Below are 17,072 nucleotides of genomic sequence, written 5' to 3'. Positions count from 1 at the left end.
GAGCCCCGATTATCTTATTCAACGGCCGGTTCTTTTTCGGGCCGGGATACTACCGGCATCCCCAGCGCCGCAAGCATCCCGCCGGTATCTGATACCACGGTCGCACCCTCTTCGAGCATGAGGTTGACCCGCTCGTGGCTGCCGGCCATCCTGAAATCGGTCCGGAGAGCGATCACGTTCTTTTTGAGCGCTGCCGCATAGCCCATCTCCCACGCGGTCCCCGAATCTGCATCGGCCCCGTCGATGATGGCTATCACGATGTCTGCGTCGTGGATCGCCCGTTTGTTTTTGGCAAAAATCCGGCGGTGCTCGTCCCGGCCCCGTATTGCATGGTTGTCTCCGCTCTCCTGCGGGAGGAAGACCTCGAAACAGTGTTCTTTGAGCACGGCTGCAACACGGGCATTGTACGAGCGTTCGGCCTCGGAGAAGAGCGGGGCGGCGAGATAGACCCGGTACTGCGAGAACTCAGTAACGTCGAGCGCCGGGATCTCCGGGAATTTTGCGTAAAAGACGCCCCGTCCCTCTCTTTTTGGCGGCCTCCCGTTTTCAGTACCGTAATACGTGCTCGTGACCCCGCAGGTCGGCGAGGAGTTGACGCCGAGGATACAGAGCGGCGGGCCGCGTTCTTTTACGATATCGTTTACCTTCCCGACAAGTTCGTCAAGGAGGGTGGCAAACTCCGGGGTGTTGAGGCGTTCGAGGAAGGTGCCGGGCTCGCGGTCCGCACCCAGGTACCGGGTCTCGGGGCAGGGGAGAGGCACGACCTCGATCCCGAACTTTTTGCACCGTCCGATCGACTTTGCAAAAAGGGCGATATCGGAGGGGTGCGTAATCCCCTTTGCCCGAAGTGCCGGGGAGAGGATACAGGGAGCGCAGAGCACGTACATTATACTATCTTGGCACGCACAGAATAATCAATGATTCCGCTTGTTGCCTACCGGGACAACAGCTGCGATCCCCGGAAGTGCACGGTAAAGAAACTGGAGCGGGCAGGACACCTGCGGATCGTAAAAACGATCTCGCAGATCCCGCGAAATACCCTGCTTTTAGACCCGACCGCGGAAAAGGCCCTCTCACCCGAAGACAAAAACGTGAAATCGATCACCGCCCTCGACTGCTCGTGGGAGGTGCTCGATACCGGGGCGGTGAGCTCCTGGCGGATCCGGCGGGCGCTGCCGTTTTTGATGGCGGCAAATCCCGTGAACTTCGGCAAACCCTGCAAGCTGACCTCGGTAGAAGCGATTGCCGCAGCCCTCTACATCCTTGGCGAACAGGAGCGGGCGGCACAGATCCTCGGCTGTGTCAGCTGGGGCATCCGGTTTTTAGAAGTCAACAAGGAGCCGCTGGAGCTCTATGTCACGGCAAAGGACAGCACCGAGGTCGTAAAGTTCCAGGCGCTGTTTTTGTAAGGATTTGTGGATCGGTTATTTTTGGATCTTTTCCTTTTGTCCAGGTAAGTGAGGGTACCCTCCTCCGCTATGTGGCCGGAGGGTCGGGGTGGCCTCCTGGGATGATCGGCCGCCCCGACCAATATTTTTGCGGTGCGGGGGGTAGGGGGGAGGGGGGGTCACCTCAGATCCGCGTGGATCCATGGCCGGTCCGATCTTTTTTGAAAATGATCGGTCCGGCCATGGATCGAGTACGGTCGGGGCGACCACCCGTTCTCTCCTGAAGCTCCAGTGGAAACACATGTCACGGTACTGGAAAAAGTACGGGCACCCCGACCATTTCCGGAAATGATCGGTCCGATCATTTTTTCTGCTGAGTGAACGGTGGGGGGTAGGGGGGTACCATTTTTTTTAGCGGGCGGGGTGGGCTCTAATATGGGGCTGAGGGGTAAGGGTTACCCACAAGCCAAACTATCGCCAATGGCAATTTTTTGTTGCGGGGTAATTCTCGGAAAAATAGGATGGATGTAGTGTTCTGCATGGAAAAAACTTAAAAAATTTCTTAATGCGTCTTCCAACTATCATCCATTACAATATTTTCAATCCATTTCTTTATTTCATATACATTATTAATTTTATAATTTGCAAAACCATTCCCATTAGATAAATAATCCGCTAAAGACTTTTCATCGCTATTGTTACAAGTAAATTGATATACATAATCTTTGTTTAATGCTTCTGGAATTAAAATACGAACCAATTTTTCGTATTCACATTTCTTATCAGAACATCTGAGTAATTCACGAGACCCATGTCCAAAAATCCATAAATTCTTAACATTTGGATTATTTACAACATCAAAAAAATCTTTTGAGTTTTCACAACAATATACCTTATAGTGAACATTATTGAACATGTGATTGATTAGTAAATCCACTCCCACAAACACAGGATCTGGACGAATGAAAGAATAAATAATCACTACTATTGCGTCATGCGATTTTTGTGCCTCATATTCTGGTTTTTCACATATGGAATTCCAACCATTTAAGGCATCGTTGTAATGTTTCCAAGAGATAAAAAAGCGGACAATATCAATATAGTGCCAGATATTTTTTATCCATACGGGAAAATGAGATGTTATAGTTTTTTTTGTAAATGTATTTTTAGGTTTTTTCCAATCCTCTAAAGATGCATTATTCTCGATTTTTAAATCGTCATTCACAGTAATAATCTGGGATATACACCAAATAAAAAATCCGGCCACCAGGTTCCACCATAATGGATAATTGGGAATTAAATTTATGTTTTTATTAACTATGAAAAACAGAGAAATTAGAATAAACAGAATGAAGTGACAAATAACAAAGGCGAATATTGAGAAAACAATTACCCAAATTAGGAAAAACGGGAGAAAATGCCATTTTGTAATTTTATTACCAATTGTCACAGTAAGCATAAGCCTTGATTATATTGTTATAATTTATAAATTTTAATTTGCGTTGGATACATGGACTGGCAGGATAGGAACAGGATCTTGCCACAAAAAGTCCTAATCCATCCCCATCAAATCCCGGATCAGCGCCTGAATCGCAACCCGCTACTGCCCGTCCAGTGGATCGTTTTCATGTTCAGGTAATATGGAGGCATCGCATGTGCGCCCCGTCCCCCTTCGGGGGACTGGTGGCGCAAGAGGGGGGGCTGCATATCTCGTTTATGAGATTTCCATAGAGCGCAAATGAGCTCTCATCTCTTTAAAAAACCGGACCGTACGGTTCCCTTCACTAAAAACAAGCAATCTTTATCTCATATCGTTCCTACAGATTCGGTATATGATCAAGGTTGCCATCAACGGGTACGGTACCATCGGGAAGCGTGTCGCCGATGCGGTTGCAGCCCAGAAGGACATGAAAGTGATCGGCGTCTCCAAGACCCGCCCGAATGCTGAGGCTTTTATTGCAAAGCAGCGCGGGTATCCCCTCTACATTGCGGATATTTCAAAGAAGGCGGCGTTCGAGAAAGCAGGCCTCACGGTTGCCGGTTCGGTCGAGGACATGTGCAAAGCGGCCGATGTGATCGTGGACGCGACACCCGGGGATGTCGGGGCGACCAACAAACCGCTCTACGAGAAACTGGGGAAAAAGGCGCTCTGGCAGGGCGGCGAGGACCACGAAGTAGCCGGGTTCTCCTTTAACTCGTCCTGCAATTTCAAGGACGCCATCGGCCGGCAGTTCGTCCGGGTGGTCTCCTGCAACACCACCGGCCTGTGCCGGATCATCAACGAAGTAGACAAGGCATTCGGCGTCGAGCACGTCCACGCGATCATGGTCCGGCGCGGATCGGACCCCGGCGAGATCAAGAAGGGACCGATCGATGCCGTGGTCCTCGACCCGGTAACGGTCCCGAGCCACCACGGCCCCGATGTCCAGACCGTGCTCCCCCACATCTCGATCACCACGATGGCAATGATCGTCCCGACCACGATGATGCACATGCACGCGATCCGGATCACCACGAAAAAACCGGTGAACCGCGAGAACGTGATCGAGCTTATCAAAAACCACCCACGGATGGGCCTCGTCAAGAAGACCGCCGGGATAAAAAGCACCGCGGAACTCAAGGAGTTTGCCATGGACCTCGGGCGGCAGCGGGCCGACCTGTACGAGAACTGCATCTTCGAGGACTCGATCTATGCCGAGAAGAACGAGCTCTGCTTCTTCCAGGCCATCCACCAGGAGGCCGATGTGGTAGTCGAGAACGTGGACGCGATCCGCGCGATGGCAGGTCTTGCAAAAGACGGCGCTGCATCCATAAAACTCACCAACGACGCCCTGCACTTTGTTCCCATCCAGAACAACCATTAACTCCCTCCATATCCCATTCTTTTTAATGGACGCGTTTGAACGGGCCACGAGAAACGCCGTCGAGATCGTCACCGAAGACGAGCTCCGCGCCCTCCTCGCCCGGCCCGAAAAAAAAGTGTATGCAGGGTACGAGCCGAGCGGGGAGATCCACCTTGGCCACCTTGTTACCGTCAATAAGTTAGTCGACCTCCAGGCTGCGGGCTTCGAGGTCACGGTGCTATTGGCCGACCTCCACGCCTTTTTGAACCGGAAAGGGACGCTTGAGAAAGTCGGGGAGCTTGCCGATTACAACCGCCGCTGTTTCGAGGGACTCGGCCTGAAAAACGTACGATACGTGCTCGGCTCCGATCTCCAGCTCAACCGGGACTACGAACTCCTTGTCCACCAGCTCTCCCAGCAGATCACCCTTGCCCGGGCAACCCGGAGCATGGACGAGGTGGGCCGGCAGATGGACCACCCGACCGTCTCGCAGATGGTGTACCCGATCATGCAGATGGCCGATATCGCCATGCTCGGCGTGGATGCCGCGGTCGGCGGGATCGACCAGAGAAAGATCCACATGCTCGCCCGCGAGCACCTCCCGAACTTCAACTACCCCTCCCCGGTCTGCATCCACACGCCGATCTTAAACGGCCTTGACGGGAAGAAGATGTCCTCCTCGCAGGGCAACTACATCTCGGTCGCCGACAGCGAAGATGAGATAAGAAAGAAGTGCCAGAAGGCATTCTGCCCGCCGGAGATAGCAGAGAACCCGGTCCTCCAGATCTTCCAGCACCACATCTTCCCCCGGCTCCCGGAGATCACGATAAAGCGGCCCGAGAAGTTCGGCGGCGACCGGACCTTCGCATCGTACACGGAGCTCGAAGCCGCGTACGAGAAAAAGGAGATCCACCCCCTCGACCTCAAGAAAGCCTGCGGCGAGGGCCTGGTCGAGATCCTTGCACCGGTGCGCGACTATATCAGCTGACGGTACAAGGATACCGGTACATAATTTTTAAGGGAACCGCCCGTGAAGATCGAGAAAAAAGAGGAGTCCTTTGACCAGCGGCTCGCCGAGATGGGGATCCGGATCAAGGACGCAGACACCGTCAAGGTAAGCGAAAATGTCTTTGACGAGGTCACCCTCCTTGCCCTCTACAAACTTATCCACAAGAAATGGTTCTCTGCCCTGGGGGGCTCCATCAGCACCGGCAAAGAGGCAAACGTTTTTTTAGCCGATCGCGGCGAGGAGACCGTTGCCATCAAGATCTACCGGATCCAGTCGGCAAACTTCACCACCATGAGCTCGTATATCCAGGGAGACCGCCGGTTCACCAATGTCAAGAAATCCAGAAAAGAACTCGTCTTTGCCTGGACCAAAAAAGAGTTCTCGAACCTTGCCCGGGCACAAGAGGCCGGGCTTCCCGTGCCGGAGCCGCTGGTCTGGGACAGGAATATCCTTATCATGTCGTTTCTCGGCGAAAACGAGCGCCCGTATCCCCAGCTGAGGAATGTGGAGCTTGAGGACCCGGCAGCAGTCTATGCATCGATCACCGGCATGATCGATACGCTGTACAAGAAAGCAGAACTCGTGCATGGTGACTTAAGCGAGTTCAATATATTGTACCATGACCAACCATATCTCATCGATATGGGCCAGTCGGTCACCCGCGACCACCCGCGTGCCCTCCAGTTCCTGATGCGGGACATCCGCAACATCAACAGGTTCTTCAAAAAGAAGGGCTGCGACGTAAAAACGGAATACGAGATCTTCAACGCGGTGACCGGCCTGAATGTTTCACAGCCATGACACGCACAAACATCATCTCCAGGAATTTACCTCCATCATGCAATAAGACTGCACAACGGCCCGCCGGAACGGTGATTTACCCATGATACAGGAACTTAAAATTGCAACAAGCAGGGTTGGCGTCCTGATAGGCAAGGGCGGGGCGACAAAAAAGGAGCTCGAAACAAAGACCCACACCACCATCTCCATCGACAGCAAGGAGGGCCTTGTCAAGGTGGAGGCACCAGAGGAGAACGCCATCCCGCTGCTGCGGGCCGTTGAGATCATAAACGCCCTCAATGCCGGCTTCTCCCCCCAGCGCGCCTTCGAGATGATCGAGGACGAGGACCTTCTCCTCGATATTATCGACCTCTCACGGGCAGCCGACAACCCCAAGCAGCTCGACCGGCTCCGGGGCCGGATCATCGGGAAAGACGGCCGGGCCCGGGAGCAGATCGAGAACATGACGGACGTCGACCTCTCGGTCTTCGGCCACACGGTGGCCCTGATCGGGTATCCCGAGCAGATGAAAGTCGCCCGGGCGGCTATCGACATGCTCATCGAGGGTGTCCCCCACGAGAACGTCTTTGCGTTTTTAGACAAGAAGAAGAAAGAGGCCAAGCAGGACATGATCAGTTACTATTACTGATCGGCCCGCCCTCCTTTCGCTTTTTTATGCAGCCCACAAAAAAAGGGCAAACCTCATCGCCCCGGGCAGGAAACGGTTCATTGAACAGGAAAAAAATTCCGGAGTAATCCCGATGCAGACAGCGGATCTTGCCATACCCGATACCCTCAAGCAACAGTACCTGGGCCTTGGGATCCGCGAGCTCTACCCGCCGCAGGCAGCCTGCGTGGAAAAAGGGCTCCTGGACGGGAAGAGCCTCCTGGTCGCCATCCCTACCGCGAGCGGGAAGACGCTTATTGCCGAGATGGCGATGCACCGGCACATCGCCGCCGGGGGAAAATGCCTCTATATCGTCCCCTTAAAGGCACTTGCCTCGGAGAAATACGATGAGTTCGGCAACAAGGGCGTGCGGGTGGGCATCTCGACCGGCGACCTGGACCGGCGTGACGATGCGCTCGGGAAAAACGACATCATTGTTGCCACGAGCGAGAAGGTGGACTCGCTGCTGCGGAACGGCGCCCGCTGGATCCCGGAGATCACGCTTGTTGTCGTAGACGAGATCCACCTGATCGACTCCCCGGACCGGGGGCCAACGCTCGAGATGGTGATCGCAAAGATGCGTTCCCGGAACCCGGGCATGCAGCTGATCGGGCTCTCGGCAACGATAGGAAACCCGAAGGTGCTGGCCGGGTGGCTGGACGCGGAACTCGTTACGAGTACGTGGCGGCCGGTGGACCTCCGCCAGGGCGTGTTTTACGACAACCGGATCCAGTTTGCGGAAGGCACGCGGCCCATAAAACAGGTCTCGAAGAACTACGACGACCTCAACCTCTGCCTCGACACGATAGCAGAAGGCGGGCAGTGCCTGGTCTTTGTCTCCTCGCGGAGGAACGCGGAGGCCTTTGCGAAACGGGCGGCCGGTGCGATCAAAAGCGAGGACCCCGCACTTGCCGCCTGTGCGGAAAAGCTCCTTGAAGGCACCCCGACCGAGATGGTAAAGACGCTTGCCGCCTGCGTGGCAAAAGGGGCCGCTTTCCACCATGCGGGCTTAAGCCGGAAGGAGCGCTCCATTGTGGAAGAGGCATTCCGCAAAAATCTGCTCAAAAGTATCTCATCGACACCCACCCTTGCTGCCGGCCTCAACCTGCCTGCCCGCCGGGTGATCGTCCGGGACTATCTCCGGTTCTCGGCCGGCGAGGGGATGCAGCCGATCCCGGTGAGTGAATACCGGCAGATGGCAGGACGGGCCGGCCGGCCCCGGCTCGACCCGTACGGCGAGGCGGTGCTGATCGCAAAAGAGGCCGAGCAGGTGCCGGAGCTCTTCGAGGTCTATATCGAGGCAGAGGCAGAGGACGTCCACTCGCGGATCGCAGAACCGACCGCGCTCTATACCCATGTCCTCTCCCTGATCGCTTCGGGCTTTGCAGCAACCCGGGGCGAGCTCTCGGACTTTATGAACCGCTCGTTTTATGTCCACGAGCACAAGCAGGGCCGGCTCATCCACCGGGCTGTCGACGAGGCGCTCCAGTTCCTGATCACCGCAGAGATGGTAGTGGAGGTCGGCGAGCACATTGGTTCAACGGAGCTCGGGACCCTGGTCTCCCGGAGGTATATCGACCCGCGGAGCGCGTCCGCGATTGTCACGACCCTGCGGGAACAGGAGACGTACGCCGATCTCGGTCTGGTCCAGCTCATCTGCACTACCCCGGATATGCCGACCCTGTACGCAAGGAACGCCGATCTCCCGGCACTCTCCCGGATGCTCGAGGTCCGGGGAGGCGACCTCTGGCTCCCGCCACCCCTTGACGATGATGAGGCGGAGGGCTATTACCGGGCCGTAAAGACCGCGATGCTCCTCTCGGACTGGACCGACGAGCTCCCTGAAGAGAAGATCTGCGAGCGGTACGGTGTGGGCCCGGGGGACGTGTTCGGGATGGTCGAGAGCATCAACTGGCTGCTGCATGCAACGAGCCAGCTGGCAAGGATGTTTGCCCCGAAATTCTACCCTCAGATTGCAGAATGCGAGATCTGCATGAAGAACGGGATCCGCCGCGAGCTCCTGCCCCTTGTCCGGCTCCGGGGCATCGGGCGCGTCCGTGCCCGCAGGCTCTTCAATAACGGCCTGACCTCGCCCGAAGAGATCAGGAAACACCCGAAAGAAGAGGTGGTGAAGATCCTCGGGCAGGGGATCGCGGATCAGATTTTTGACCAGATACTGCCAAAGAACAGGAGTACTGGCCCGGCCGCAGAGGAGAAAGAGCGGCCTGGTGGCGGACAGGCAACCCTGTTCCGGTTCGGGTGACGTTTACAATGGAAAAACAGGAATTTTCTGCAGGGATCCGGTATGCGACTATAACCATCACGGACAAGAAGGAGTTCCTCTCCGGCGTGCATGCCGTAGCCGGCCGGCACAGGACCCGGATCGTCTGTTTCGATGCAGACAGGATCGCCGGCCGCCTTCACGCAGAAAAGGCCCTCAGGCTTGCCTGCCGGGCCGAGGCAGAAGGCACGATGATTGCCAACTCGTTCGAGATGGAAGCGCTCCTCTATGCTGCCGGCACCCGGCAGTGCAGTATGGCGGTGCCCTTTGGTATCCATGAGAAGGAGAACCGGCTGTATGTCTGCTGCTGCCCGGATGTCCCGGCAGCGTGGCAGGACCTTGCAGCCTGTATGGCGTTTGTCCCGGAACCCCCGCAGGAGCTCTCCCCGGAAAAGGCAGCCCGGCTTGCCCGGCTTTTCGATATTACCCCGGACGAGATTGCAGCAGCCGGGGGTGCGGGGTGCCTGACCGACCTGGTGCTGGAGCGGGTGGCGCTGCTGGACGTGAGCAAGTAGCTCCCTAACATTCTTTTTTTTATGTCAATGGGGAAGACCGGTACACTTTCATTCGTACGAGACGTGCGTGGTTTCCGGGATCGATTTTCCCGGACCTGTCCCGGGAGGGACATGCGCCGGGAAGATTCGGCACACCGACGGGAGCCCGATCTCTTCCACACCTGCTGCCATCGTGCAATGCGGGGGGTCGCACCAAAAACGGCATGACCCCCCCTTTTTGATGGGTCCAAAAGTTCCTCAAAAGACATCGATCCGGCATCCGGCCGGGTCGGACAAAGGCAGGTACAGGGTTTTTTATCCGACGGTCCCGGCAGGTGTGTGCAAGGATCCGCACCTCCCCAGGATCTTGCCCGACAGCTGCGTGAACCGGTGATCCGGACCAGGCGCGACCCCCCCCTCCCGGATTGTGATCTTTCCAGATCCGTGCTAAAAATTCTACGATGTAAGATTCCTGGTGCTTTTTAAATAAAACCTGCAGCGCAGCAAAGGGGGGGTCAGGCAGGATCGGGTTAGATCTCCGCCCGGGACGGGGGTCCGGACAGGGAATCCTGCAACCGGAGTGACCCGGGTACCTCATGGGGAATTCTTGAATACCAGCGTGCATAAGGTGCAGGAAAGACACAACAAAAATCCGCGCCACCGTTCAAAATGGGGGTGTCGGGAATGCAGCAGATGAAAAAAGGGAGGCCGATCCCGTTACTTGTTCGCGTGGGAGAGGATGTGCCGGATCTCCGGGACGATCAGGGTCTTTGCAGCAAGGGTTACTGCAGGCGTGGATCCCGGGATACAGAATATAACGTTTCCCTTCATAGTCCCTGCAATGGCCCGGGAGAGCATGGTGGAAGTCCCAATCTCCTCGAAACTTTTGAGCCGGAAGAGCTCGCCAAACCCGTCGATCTTTTTCTCAAGCAGGGGAGAGACAGCTTCGATGGTGCAGTCATCGTGGGTCAGCCCGGTGCCGCCGTTGACAATGATGCAGTTGCAGGTCTTTGCAGCAAGAAGCACCTCGAACCTGATTGCTCCGATATCATCGGGAATTACTGCATAATGCCGGACTTCCAGATGTGCCTGGGTAAGGATCTCCTGGATGGTTTTTCCACTGGTATCGGTCTCCTTTGTCCGGGAGGTGGACACCGTAATTACCGCACAGCTGATCGCCAGCTCTGAAAGATGCTCCGGCTTCATGATCATAGGTTTAGCGCTGAACTCGCATTAAAAGACGTTTGTAACGCTGATACCAGAACAACACAAAACATGCAAATGTCCGACTGGTATTCCCGCTGATATTCCTGCAGGGGCTACCCCTTTATTTCCAGTGGAGTTCTCAAATGCCAAGAGCTGCTTCCCGTTGTTTTGTAGGACTCTCCCTGTTTCGTGGTTGTTGCATGGCCGGTTTCAGCGTTTCCTTCCGGTTGTTGTATGTTCTTTACATTGTCACATCAAAAACGATGTGTTTTTATAGTTTTACGGGGAGATCTTCAATGACTATTCTTCTTTTTTTCTTGAATTATCAGGGTTATAATTCTCTCAGGTTCCACAGGAAACAATGGGGTGGGTCCCTGTTTTTGGAAAAGGGCTGGAATTACCGCACAACTCACGACGGAGGTTTTGCCGCAGGGCTTTTTAAACGACACTAAAATAATAGTCTGCTAATCGCAAGAATTTCTTTTAGAAAGCAAAAAAAAGCGTTTTTAGAGGTTTTTCCACAGGAAGCAGGGGGGTATATAAAGAACAAAAAACCGCGTACTTTTTTATCTCATCCCACCTACTCTCAGCTCCACGTGTCCCATTATGCCCGAACCTGAAGACCCCTCAACCAGTCTGTTCAAGAAATACCTTTCCAATAACCGGATATTCCGCGACCGGGAGGTGCTCAGGCACTCGTACCGTCCCCAGATTCTACCTCACCGCCAGCCGCAGATCGATACGGTCGCCTCGATCCTTGCCCCCTCCCTCAGGAACGAAACCCCCTCCAATATCCTGATCTATGGCAAGACCGGGACAGGAAAGACAGCCAGCGTGCGGTACGTTGGTTCCGAGCTGGAGAAAGCGAGCAGCAAGATGGGAACCCTCTGCCGGATCGTTCACCTCAACTGCGAAGTGATCGACACCCAGTACCGGGTGCTCGCCCAGATAGCAAAGTGCATCGACGGGGTTGACGAGACTGCAAGCGACAAGACCAAGAGTCACATCCCGATGACCGGGTGGCCCACCGACCAGGTGTATGCAGAACTCAAGAACCAGCTCGAAGCCGGCGGCGGCGTTCTTGTCATTGTACTTGACGAGATCGACAAGCTCGTCAAAAAGAGCGGCGACGACACGCTCTACAACCTGACCAGGATCAATTCCGATCTCAAAAATTCCAAGGTCAGCATCATCGGGATCTCAAACGATCTCAGTTTCAAGGACTTCCTTGACCCCCGGGTCCTCTCTTCGTTATCGGAAGAGGAGATCGTCTTTCCGCCGTACAATGCGCCGCAGCTCGTGGATATCCTGACCCAGCGTGCGGCCGGGGCATTTGTCGAGGGCGCGGTTGCCGACGGTGTGATCCCGCTGTGCGCTGCCCTTGCGGCCCAGGAGCATGGCGATGCACGCCGGGCGCTCGATCTCCTCAGGATCTCCGGGGAGCTCGCCGACCGGGACGAGTCAAAACAGCTGGGCGAAGAGCATGTAAAGCAGGCCCAGGCAAAGATCGAGACGGACAGCATGATCGAGTGCATTGCAACGCTCCCCAGCCAGAGCAAGCTGATCCTTTTCTCCATGCTGACGCTCGAACAGCTGGGCCAGAACATCTTTACCAGCGGGGAGGTCTCGCGCGTGTACCAGGACCTTGCCCCACCCCTCCAGCTCGATATCCTCACCCACCGGCGGATCACCGATCTCATCTCGGAACTCAACATGCTGGGCGTGATCAACACCCGGGTGGTCAGCAGGGGACGGTACGGGCGTACAAAAGAGATGTGGTTCGATGCCAACACGAACAAGATCCGCGAGGTCGTGCTGACGGATCCACGGCTGAACGGATTAAAAGATCTTGATATAAATCAGATGGAAGCCAAATGGTTAAAAACGTGGTTCAGGTGAGATGTGATGGATGACAAGGATCTCGAACTCCTCAGGATTCTTGAGGAGAACAGCCGGCTGTCTGTACAGGAAATCGGATCGATGACCAATCTTATCCCGTCGGAAGTCGAGGCACGGATCCACGCACTTGAAGAGAACAGGATCATCCGCAAGTATACGACCGTCATTGACTGGGAGAAGGCGGGGAACAGCGAAGTCTCCTCCATCATCGAGCTCAAGGTGAGCCCCGAGCGCGACTTCGGGTACGACCGGATCGCAGAACGGCTCTCCCGGTTCAGGGAGGTGCGGACGCTCCGCCTCATTACCGGTACCTACGACCTGCAGCTGATGGTAAGCGGCAAGAACATGCAGGAGGTTTCCCGGTTTGTCTCGGAACACGTTGCCCCGATGGACCGGATCCGCGAGACGGCGACCCACATTGTCATGAAATCCTATAAGGAGAATGGCAACACGCTTTTCGAGCAGCAGGAAGCTGAACGCCTCCCGTATTCCTTCTAGGGGTGAGAACGGATGCGGAATTTTGTCTCTGAACGGGCCCGGGAGATCCCTCCGTCGGGCATCAGGAAGTTCTTCGATCTCGTCCTCACCATGGACGATGTGATCTCGCTCGGGGTCGGGGAGCCGGACTTCAGGACCCCGTGGAACATCTGCGAATCGGGGATCTACTCGGTCGAGCAGGGCGTGACCTCGTATACCTCGAACCGGGGCCTCCAGACGCTCCGCGACGCACTCTCGGCCCACCTTGCAAGCCGGTACCAGCTCAACTACACGGCAAACGACGAGATGATCATCACCACCGGGGTCTCCGAAGCCCTCGACATCGCTATCCGGGCGGTTGTAAATCCCAGGGATGAAGTGCTGATTGCCGAGCCCAGTTACGTCTCGTATGCGCCCTGCGTCACGCTCGCCGGGGGTACACCCGTCCCGATCGAGTGTACCGAACAGGATCATTTCCGGCTCAACCCCGACAAGCTCCAGGAGAAGATCACGGACAAGACAAAAGCCCTGATCATCAACTTCCCCAACAACCCGACCGGCGCGGTCATGAAAAAGGAGGATCTCGGGCCGATCGCGGATATCGTGACCGATAAGGATCTCCTCCTTATCAGCGACGAAGTCTACTCGGAACTCACCTACGAATCCTCCCATGTGGCATCGGCAACGGTAAAGGATCTCTGGGAGCGGACGATCACCTTAAACGGGTTCTCGAAAGCCTATGCAATGACCGGCTGGCGGGTGGGATTCCTCTGTGCGCCCAAGGAGATCTGCGATGCTGCGCTCAAGATCCACCAGTACGTGATGCTCTGCGCCCCCGTTATGGGACAGGTGGGTGCGGTCGAGGCGCTCCGTTCTGCCGAAGACGAGAAGACGAGCATGGTCAACGAGTACCGGCTCCGGAGGAACATGTTTGTGGCCGGCCTCAACAAGATCGGCCTCTCCTGCCATGTGCCCGAAGGTGCGTTCTATGCCTTCCCCTCGGTTAAGGGGACCGGTCTCTCCGATGTGGAGTTTGCGGAGAAACTCTTAAAGGAACAGCGGGTTGCGGTTGTGCCCGGCAGTGTCTTTGGCAGGGGCGGGGACTACCACCTCCGGTGTGCCTATGCGGTCTCGCGCAAGGAGTTAAGCGAGGCACTGGGCCGGATGGAGACCTTTGTGAACGGCCTATAAAAAAAAGAACCGCCGATATCTTCCCCACCCCTTTTTGTTTTCACATTCCACCGGCAAACGATCCCCTTGCCCGTCCTTTTTTCCTCATGGCAGACTTTATTGCCAAACCCGGCATACACTACATGAACTTAAAATGAGTTGTACTATTATCGTTGGTGGATTTTTCGGGGATGAGGGGAAGGGCAAGGTTGTTGCCCACATCGCTCACGCGGATGAACCCGTTATCATCTCCCGCGGCGGTGTCGGCCCCAATGCCGGCCACACGGTCAAGGTCGGGGAGAAGGAATACGGCGTCCGGATGGTTCCGTCCGGATTCGTGTACCCCAAAGCAAAACTCTGTATCGGGAGCGGCGTGCTCGTGAACCCGAAGGTTCTCGAAGACGAGGTCAACCGGCTTGGTGTCCGGGGCCGGGTCTTTGTGGACAAGCGCTGCGGTATCATCACCGAGGATCATATCGCCCGGGACAAGGGCAATGACTATCTCTCCAAGAAGATCGGGAGCACGGGTTCCGGCTGCGGTCCGGCAAATGCGGATCGTGTCATGCGGATATCCCCGCAGGCAAAGGACGTGCCGGAGCTCAAGGAATATTTAATGGACGTCCCGAAGGCCATCGACGACGCCTTAAAGGACGGAAAGGAAGTCCTTCTCGAAGGCACACAGGGATTCGGGATCTCGCTGTATTACGGCACCTACCCGTTTGTGACAAGCAAGGACACCTCGGCCTCGCAGATCGCCGCCGATAACGGTGTCGGCCCGACCAAGATCGACGATGTCATCGTGGTCTTCAAGGCATACCCCACCAGAGTGGGCGAAGGCCCGTTCTCCACCGAGATGACCTCGGAGAAGTCCGATGCGATGGGCATCCAGGAGTTCGGCACGGTCACCCACCGGAAGCGCCGGATCGGCGGCTGGGACGGGGATATGGCCCGGTACTCCGCTATGATCAACGGCTGCACGCAGGCAGCGATCACCGGTATCGACCGGGTGGACCCGGACTGCTATGGCATCAGCGATTATGGCAAGCTCACCAAAAAGGCAAAGGACTTCTTAAAGACCGCCGAAGACGATATCGGCTGCCCCATCACGCTCATCTCCACCGGCCCCGAGCTCACCCAGATCATCGATATCAGGAAAGAATACCAATGAAGCGTTCGCTCATGGACATCCTCTGCTGCCCGGTCTGCAAAGGCGATCTCGCCCTTTCTGTTGGGAAAGAGGATGAAAAAGAGATCCTCGAAGGCAGCCTGCACTGCGCCGCGTGCCGGGTGGATTATCCGATCCATGAGGGTATCCCCAACCTTCTTCCCCAGAAATAACCGGTGCCGTCATGTCCTCCCTGCTGCCATTCGAACTTCTGGCGGTTACGGAAATCCCCCCGGAGGAGGGATCGAAGACCGAGATCTACCTCAACCGGTCCGGCATCAACACGATCGAAGTTTCCCCCGATAATGTCCATGTCGAATGCGGCAGGATGCTCCGGGTCCGGTTCGTGAACCGGGGCGCCCCGGTCCATATCACGGCGAGTTCGTCGAACGCAGGCATGTTTTCAGACTTTTTCCACGAGAACATGTATGTGATCGACGAAGTTACCCTCGGGATACAGACCAGAAAGGACTGCTCGCCAGGCTTTTTCGATATCGATATCCTTGCCGGGTACGGCGCCTCGAAAGCCACCCTTCGCATCGAGGTCAATGTCCGGCCCACGCGGGGAGAAGAGGAACAGAAAAAGGAACCAGCGGTCCAGCCGGTCGCCCACGGCCGGCCCCACCTGCTGATGATCGCCATGGGGATTGGCCTGGTGTTGTACAGCACGTGGTATTATACGAAAATTGAAGTTCTCAACATCCTTGCCTTTATCGTCTTAATCGTCGGTGCGTTGTTCGTATGGTACCGACAGACCTGATCCTTGCCGGCGCTGTTCTTCTTCTCGCGCTCTTCATCGACCGGCTCACCGGGGACCCGCACTCTGCCCTTCACCCAGTCGCGCTCATTGGCCGGTTTATCGGGTGGTGGGGACAGCCGGGGAGGTATCCGCCGTGGCTCCAGCGGGCAGCGGGAGTCCTCTTCTGGCTGATCACCGCAGTCCTGTTCGCACTCCCGTTCTACCTCTTCGGGAAGTACGCGCCGTTGCTCGTGTTTCTCATCGGTGCCCCGTTCTTTTTGAAATGCTGTTTTGCCTGGCGCTCGCTTGAAGAGCATACGCTCGGCGTAGCAGCGGCCCTCGAAGACGGCGTGGGTGCCGGCCGCGAACAGGTTAAGATGATGGTCTCCCGGGACACGGCGGCGCTCGACCCGGAGCATATCCGCTCCGCGGCGTACGAGTCCATGACCGAGAACCTCAACGACAGCATCGTCGCGCCCCTTTTTTACTATGCGGTCTTCTCGTTATGGGCCCTCGGCCTTGCGGCAGCCGCGGTGTTCCGGGCGGCAAACACCATGGATGCCATGCTCGGGTACAAAGACGAGCGGATCCGTCTGGGCTGGTGTCCGGCCCGGATCGACGATGTTCTCGGGTACATCCCCGCCCGGATCACCACGTTTTACCTTCTGGTCTGGTTTGCAGCGCAGGGGACGTTTCGGGCCGCGTGGCGGACCCTGAAGAGCGACGGCAAAAAACGGCCGGGCTTTAACGGTGGCATCATCATGGCAGCAATGGCCGGGGGCTGCGGGATCCGGTTTGAAAAGCCGGGGGTATACACGATCGGCAGCGGGACCCGGCCGCTCACAGAAGGCGGTACCGACGTGCTGCGGGCGGTCCGGGTGGTCACCATCGCATTTGCGGCAACTGCTGCCGGGACACTTATTTTATTGGCTTGGCTGGTACAATAGTACCGGT

The 17,072-nt window shown here is 56.3% G+C and carries 17 protein-coding genes; 14 read left to right on the top strand and 3 right to left on the bottom strand.

All coding sequences use genetic code 11. The features are described 5' to 3' along the window. Positions 1 to 14: 14 nt before the first annotated feature. Entirely contained in the window at positions 15 to 887 is an 873-nt protein-coding gene (locus BP758_RS07965; RefSeq protein ID WP_292370341.1) for a nucleoside 2-deoxyribosyltransferase, read from the bottom strand. 30 nt (positions 888 to 917) lie between these two features. Here BP758_RS07965 and BP758_RS07960 point away from each other — a divergent pair, with 30 nt between their 5' ends. Beyond that, positions 918 to 1,409, top strand: coding sequence for a DUF367 family protein (locus tag BP758_RS07960; RefSeq protein WP_292370340.1), 492 nt, complete (start codon positions 918 to 920; stop codon positions 1,407 to 1,409). Between the two features lie 541 nt (positions 1,410 to 1,950). On the opposite strand, the gene BP758_RS07955 is transcribed toward BP758_RS07960, so the two are convergent. Further along, on the bottom strand, positions 1,951 to 2,613 hold the full coding sequence (locus BP758_RS07955) for a hypothetical protein (RefSeq protein ID WP_292370339.1): 663 nt from the start codon (positions 2,611 to 2,613) through the stop codon (positions 1,951 to 1,953). Between the two features lie 607 nt (positions 2,614 to 3,220). Here BP758_RS07955 and BP758_RS07950 point away from each other — a divergent pair. From BP758_RS07950 to cgi121, 6 genes are all read left to right on the top strand, one after another. Then, positions 3,221 to 4,252 carry a type II glyceraldehyde-3-phosphate dehydrogenase gene (locus BP758_RS07950; protein WP_292370338.1) on the top strand — a complete coding sequence of 344 codons (1,032 nt, stop codon included), beginning with the start codon at positions 3,221 to 3,223 and terminating at the stop codon, positions 4,250 to 4,252. A gap of 25 nt (positions 4,253 to 4,277) precedes the next feature. Continuing rightward, the gene (locus tag BP758_RS07945) at positions 4,278 to 5,219 is read left to right on the top strand and encodes a tyrosine--tRNA ligase (protein ID WP_292370337.1); all 942 of its coding nucleotides are present in this window, start codon (positions 4,278 to 4,280) and stop codon (positions 5,217 to 5,219) included. Between the two features lie 42 nt (positions 5,220 to 5,261). Beyond that, a complete protein-coding gene (locus tag BP758_RS07940) occupies positions 5,262 to 6,041 on the top strand; it encodes a serine protein kinase RIO (RefSeq protein WP_292370336.1) in 780 nt (259 codons plus the stop codon). Positions 6,042 to 6,123: 82 nt separating this feature from the next. Next, a complete protein-coding gene (locus BP758_RS07935) occupies positions 6,124 to 6,669 on the top strand; it encodes a KH domain-containing protein (protein WP_292370335.1) in 546 nt (181 codons plus the stop codon). 112 nt (positions 6,670 to 6,781) lie between these two features. Further along, on the top strand, positions 6,782 to 8,950 hold the full coding sequence (locus tag BP758_RS07930; protein ID WP_292370334.1) for an ATP-dependent DNA helicase: 2,169 nt from the start codon (positions 6,782 to 6,784) through the stop codon (positions 8,948 to 8,950). Between the two features lie 8 nt (positions 8,951 to 8,958). Continuing rightward, the gene (gene cgi121, locus BP758_RS07925; protein ID WP_292370333.1) at positions 8,959 to 9,483 is read left to right on the top strand and encodes a KEOPS complex subunit Cgi121; all 525 of its coding nucleotides are present in this window, start codon (positions 8,959 to 8,961) and stop codon (positions 9,481 to 9,483) included. A 696-nt stretch (positions 9,484 to 10,179) separates the two neighbouring features. On the opposite strand, the gene BP758_RS07920 is transcribed toward cgi121, so the two are convergent. Beyond that, positions 10,180 to 10,668 carry a MogA/MoaB family molybdenum cofactor biosynthesis protein gene (locus BP758_RS07920; protein ID WP_292370332.1) on the bottom strand — a complete coding sequence of 163 codons (489 nt, stop codon included), beginning with the start codon at positions 10,666 to 10,668 and terminating at the stop codon, positions 10,180 to 10,182. A gap of 606 nt (positions 10,669 to 11,274) precedes the next feature. On the opposite strand from BP758_RS07920, the gene BP758_RS07915 reads away from it, so the two are divergent. The 7 genes from BP758_RS07915 to cbiB all read left to right on the top strand — a co-directional run bounded on the left by BP758_RS07915 (position 11,275) and on the right by cbiB (position 17,065). Further along, positions 11,275 to 12,567 carry an ORC1-type DNA replication protein gene (locus BP758_RS07915; protein ID WP_292370331.1) on the top strand — a complete coding sequence of 431 codons (1,293 nt, stop codon included), beginning with the start codon at positions 11,275 to 11,277 and terminating at the stop codon, positions 12,565 to 12,567. Positions 12,568 to 12,573: 6 nt separating this feature from the next. Then, complete coding sequence (locus BP758_RS07910) at positions 12,574 to 13,065, top strand: Lrp/AsnC family transcriptional regulator (RefSeq protein WP_292370330.1); 492 nt, start codon at positions 12,574 to 12,576, stop codon at positions 13,063 to 13,065. 12 nt (positions 13,066 to 13,077) lie between these two features. Next, positions 13,078 to 14,235, top strand: a complete 1,158-nt coding sequence (locus BP758_RS07905) for an aminotransferase class I/II-fold pyridoxal phosphate-dependent enzyme (protein ID WP_292370329.1) — start codon at positions 13,078 to 13,080, stop codon at positions 14,233 to 14,235. A 133-nt stretch (positions 14,236 to 14,368) separates the two neighbouring features. Next, on the top strand, positions 14,369 to 15,382 hold the full coding sequence (locus tag BP758_RS07900; protein ID WP_292370328.1) for an adenylosuccinate synthetase: 1,014 nt from the start codon (positions 14,369 to 14,371) through the stop codon (positions 15,380 to 15,382). Continuing rightward, the gene (locus tag BP758_RS07895; RefSeq protein WP_292370327.1) at positions 15,379 to 15,552 is read left to right on the top strand and encodes a methytransferase partner Trm112; all 174 of its coding nucleotides are present in this window, start codon (positions 15,379 to 15,381) and stop codon (positions 15,550 to 15,552) included. The genes BP758_RS07900 and BP758_RS07895 overlap by 4 nt, the downstream gene beginning before the upstream one ends. Positions 15,553 to 15,563: 11 nt before the next feature. After that, positions 15,564 to 16,139, top strand: coding sequence for a hypothetical protein (locus BP758_RS07890; protein WP_292370326.1), 576 nt, complete (start codon positions 15,564 to 15,566; stop codon positions 16,137 to 16,139). After that, complete coding sequence (gene cbiB / locus BP758_RS07885; RefSeq protein WP_292370325.1) at positions 16,121 to 17,065, top strand: adenosylcobinamide-phosphate synthase CbiB; 945 nt, start codon at positions 16,121 to 16,123, stop codon at positions 17,063 to 17,065. The genes BP758_RS07890 and cbiB overlap by 19 nt, the downstream gene beginning before the upstream one ends. Positions 17,066 to 17,072: the final 7 nt, after the last annotated feature.

It is taken from the genome of Methanoregula sp. UBA64 (assembly GCF_002502735.1).
Taxonomy (GTDB): domain Archaea; phylum Halobacteriota; class Methanomicrobia; order Methanomicrobiales; family Methanospirillaceae; genus Methanoregula.
This window is presented reverse-complemented; position numbering and strand designations above follow the sequence as displayed.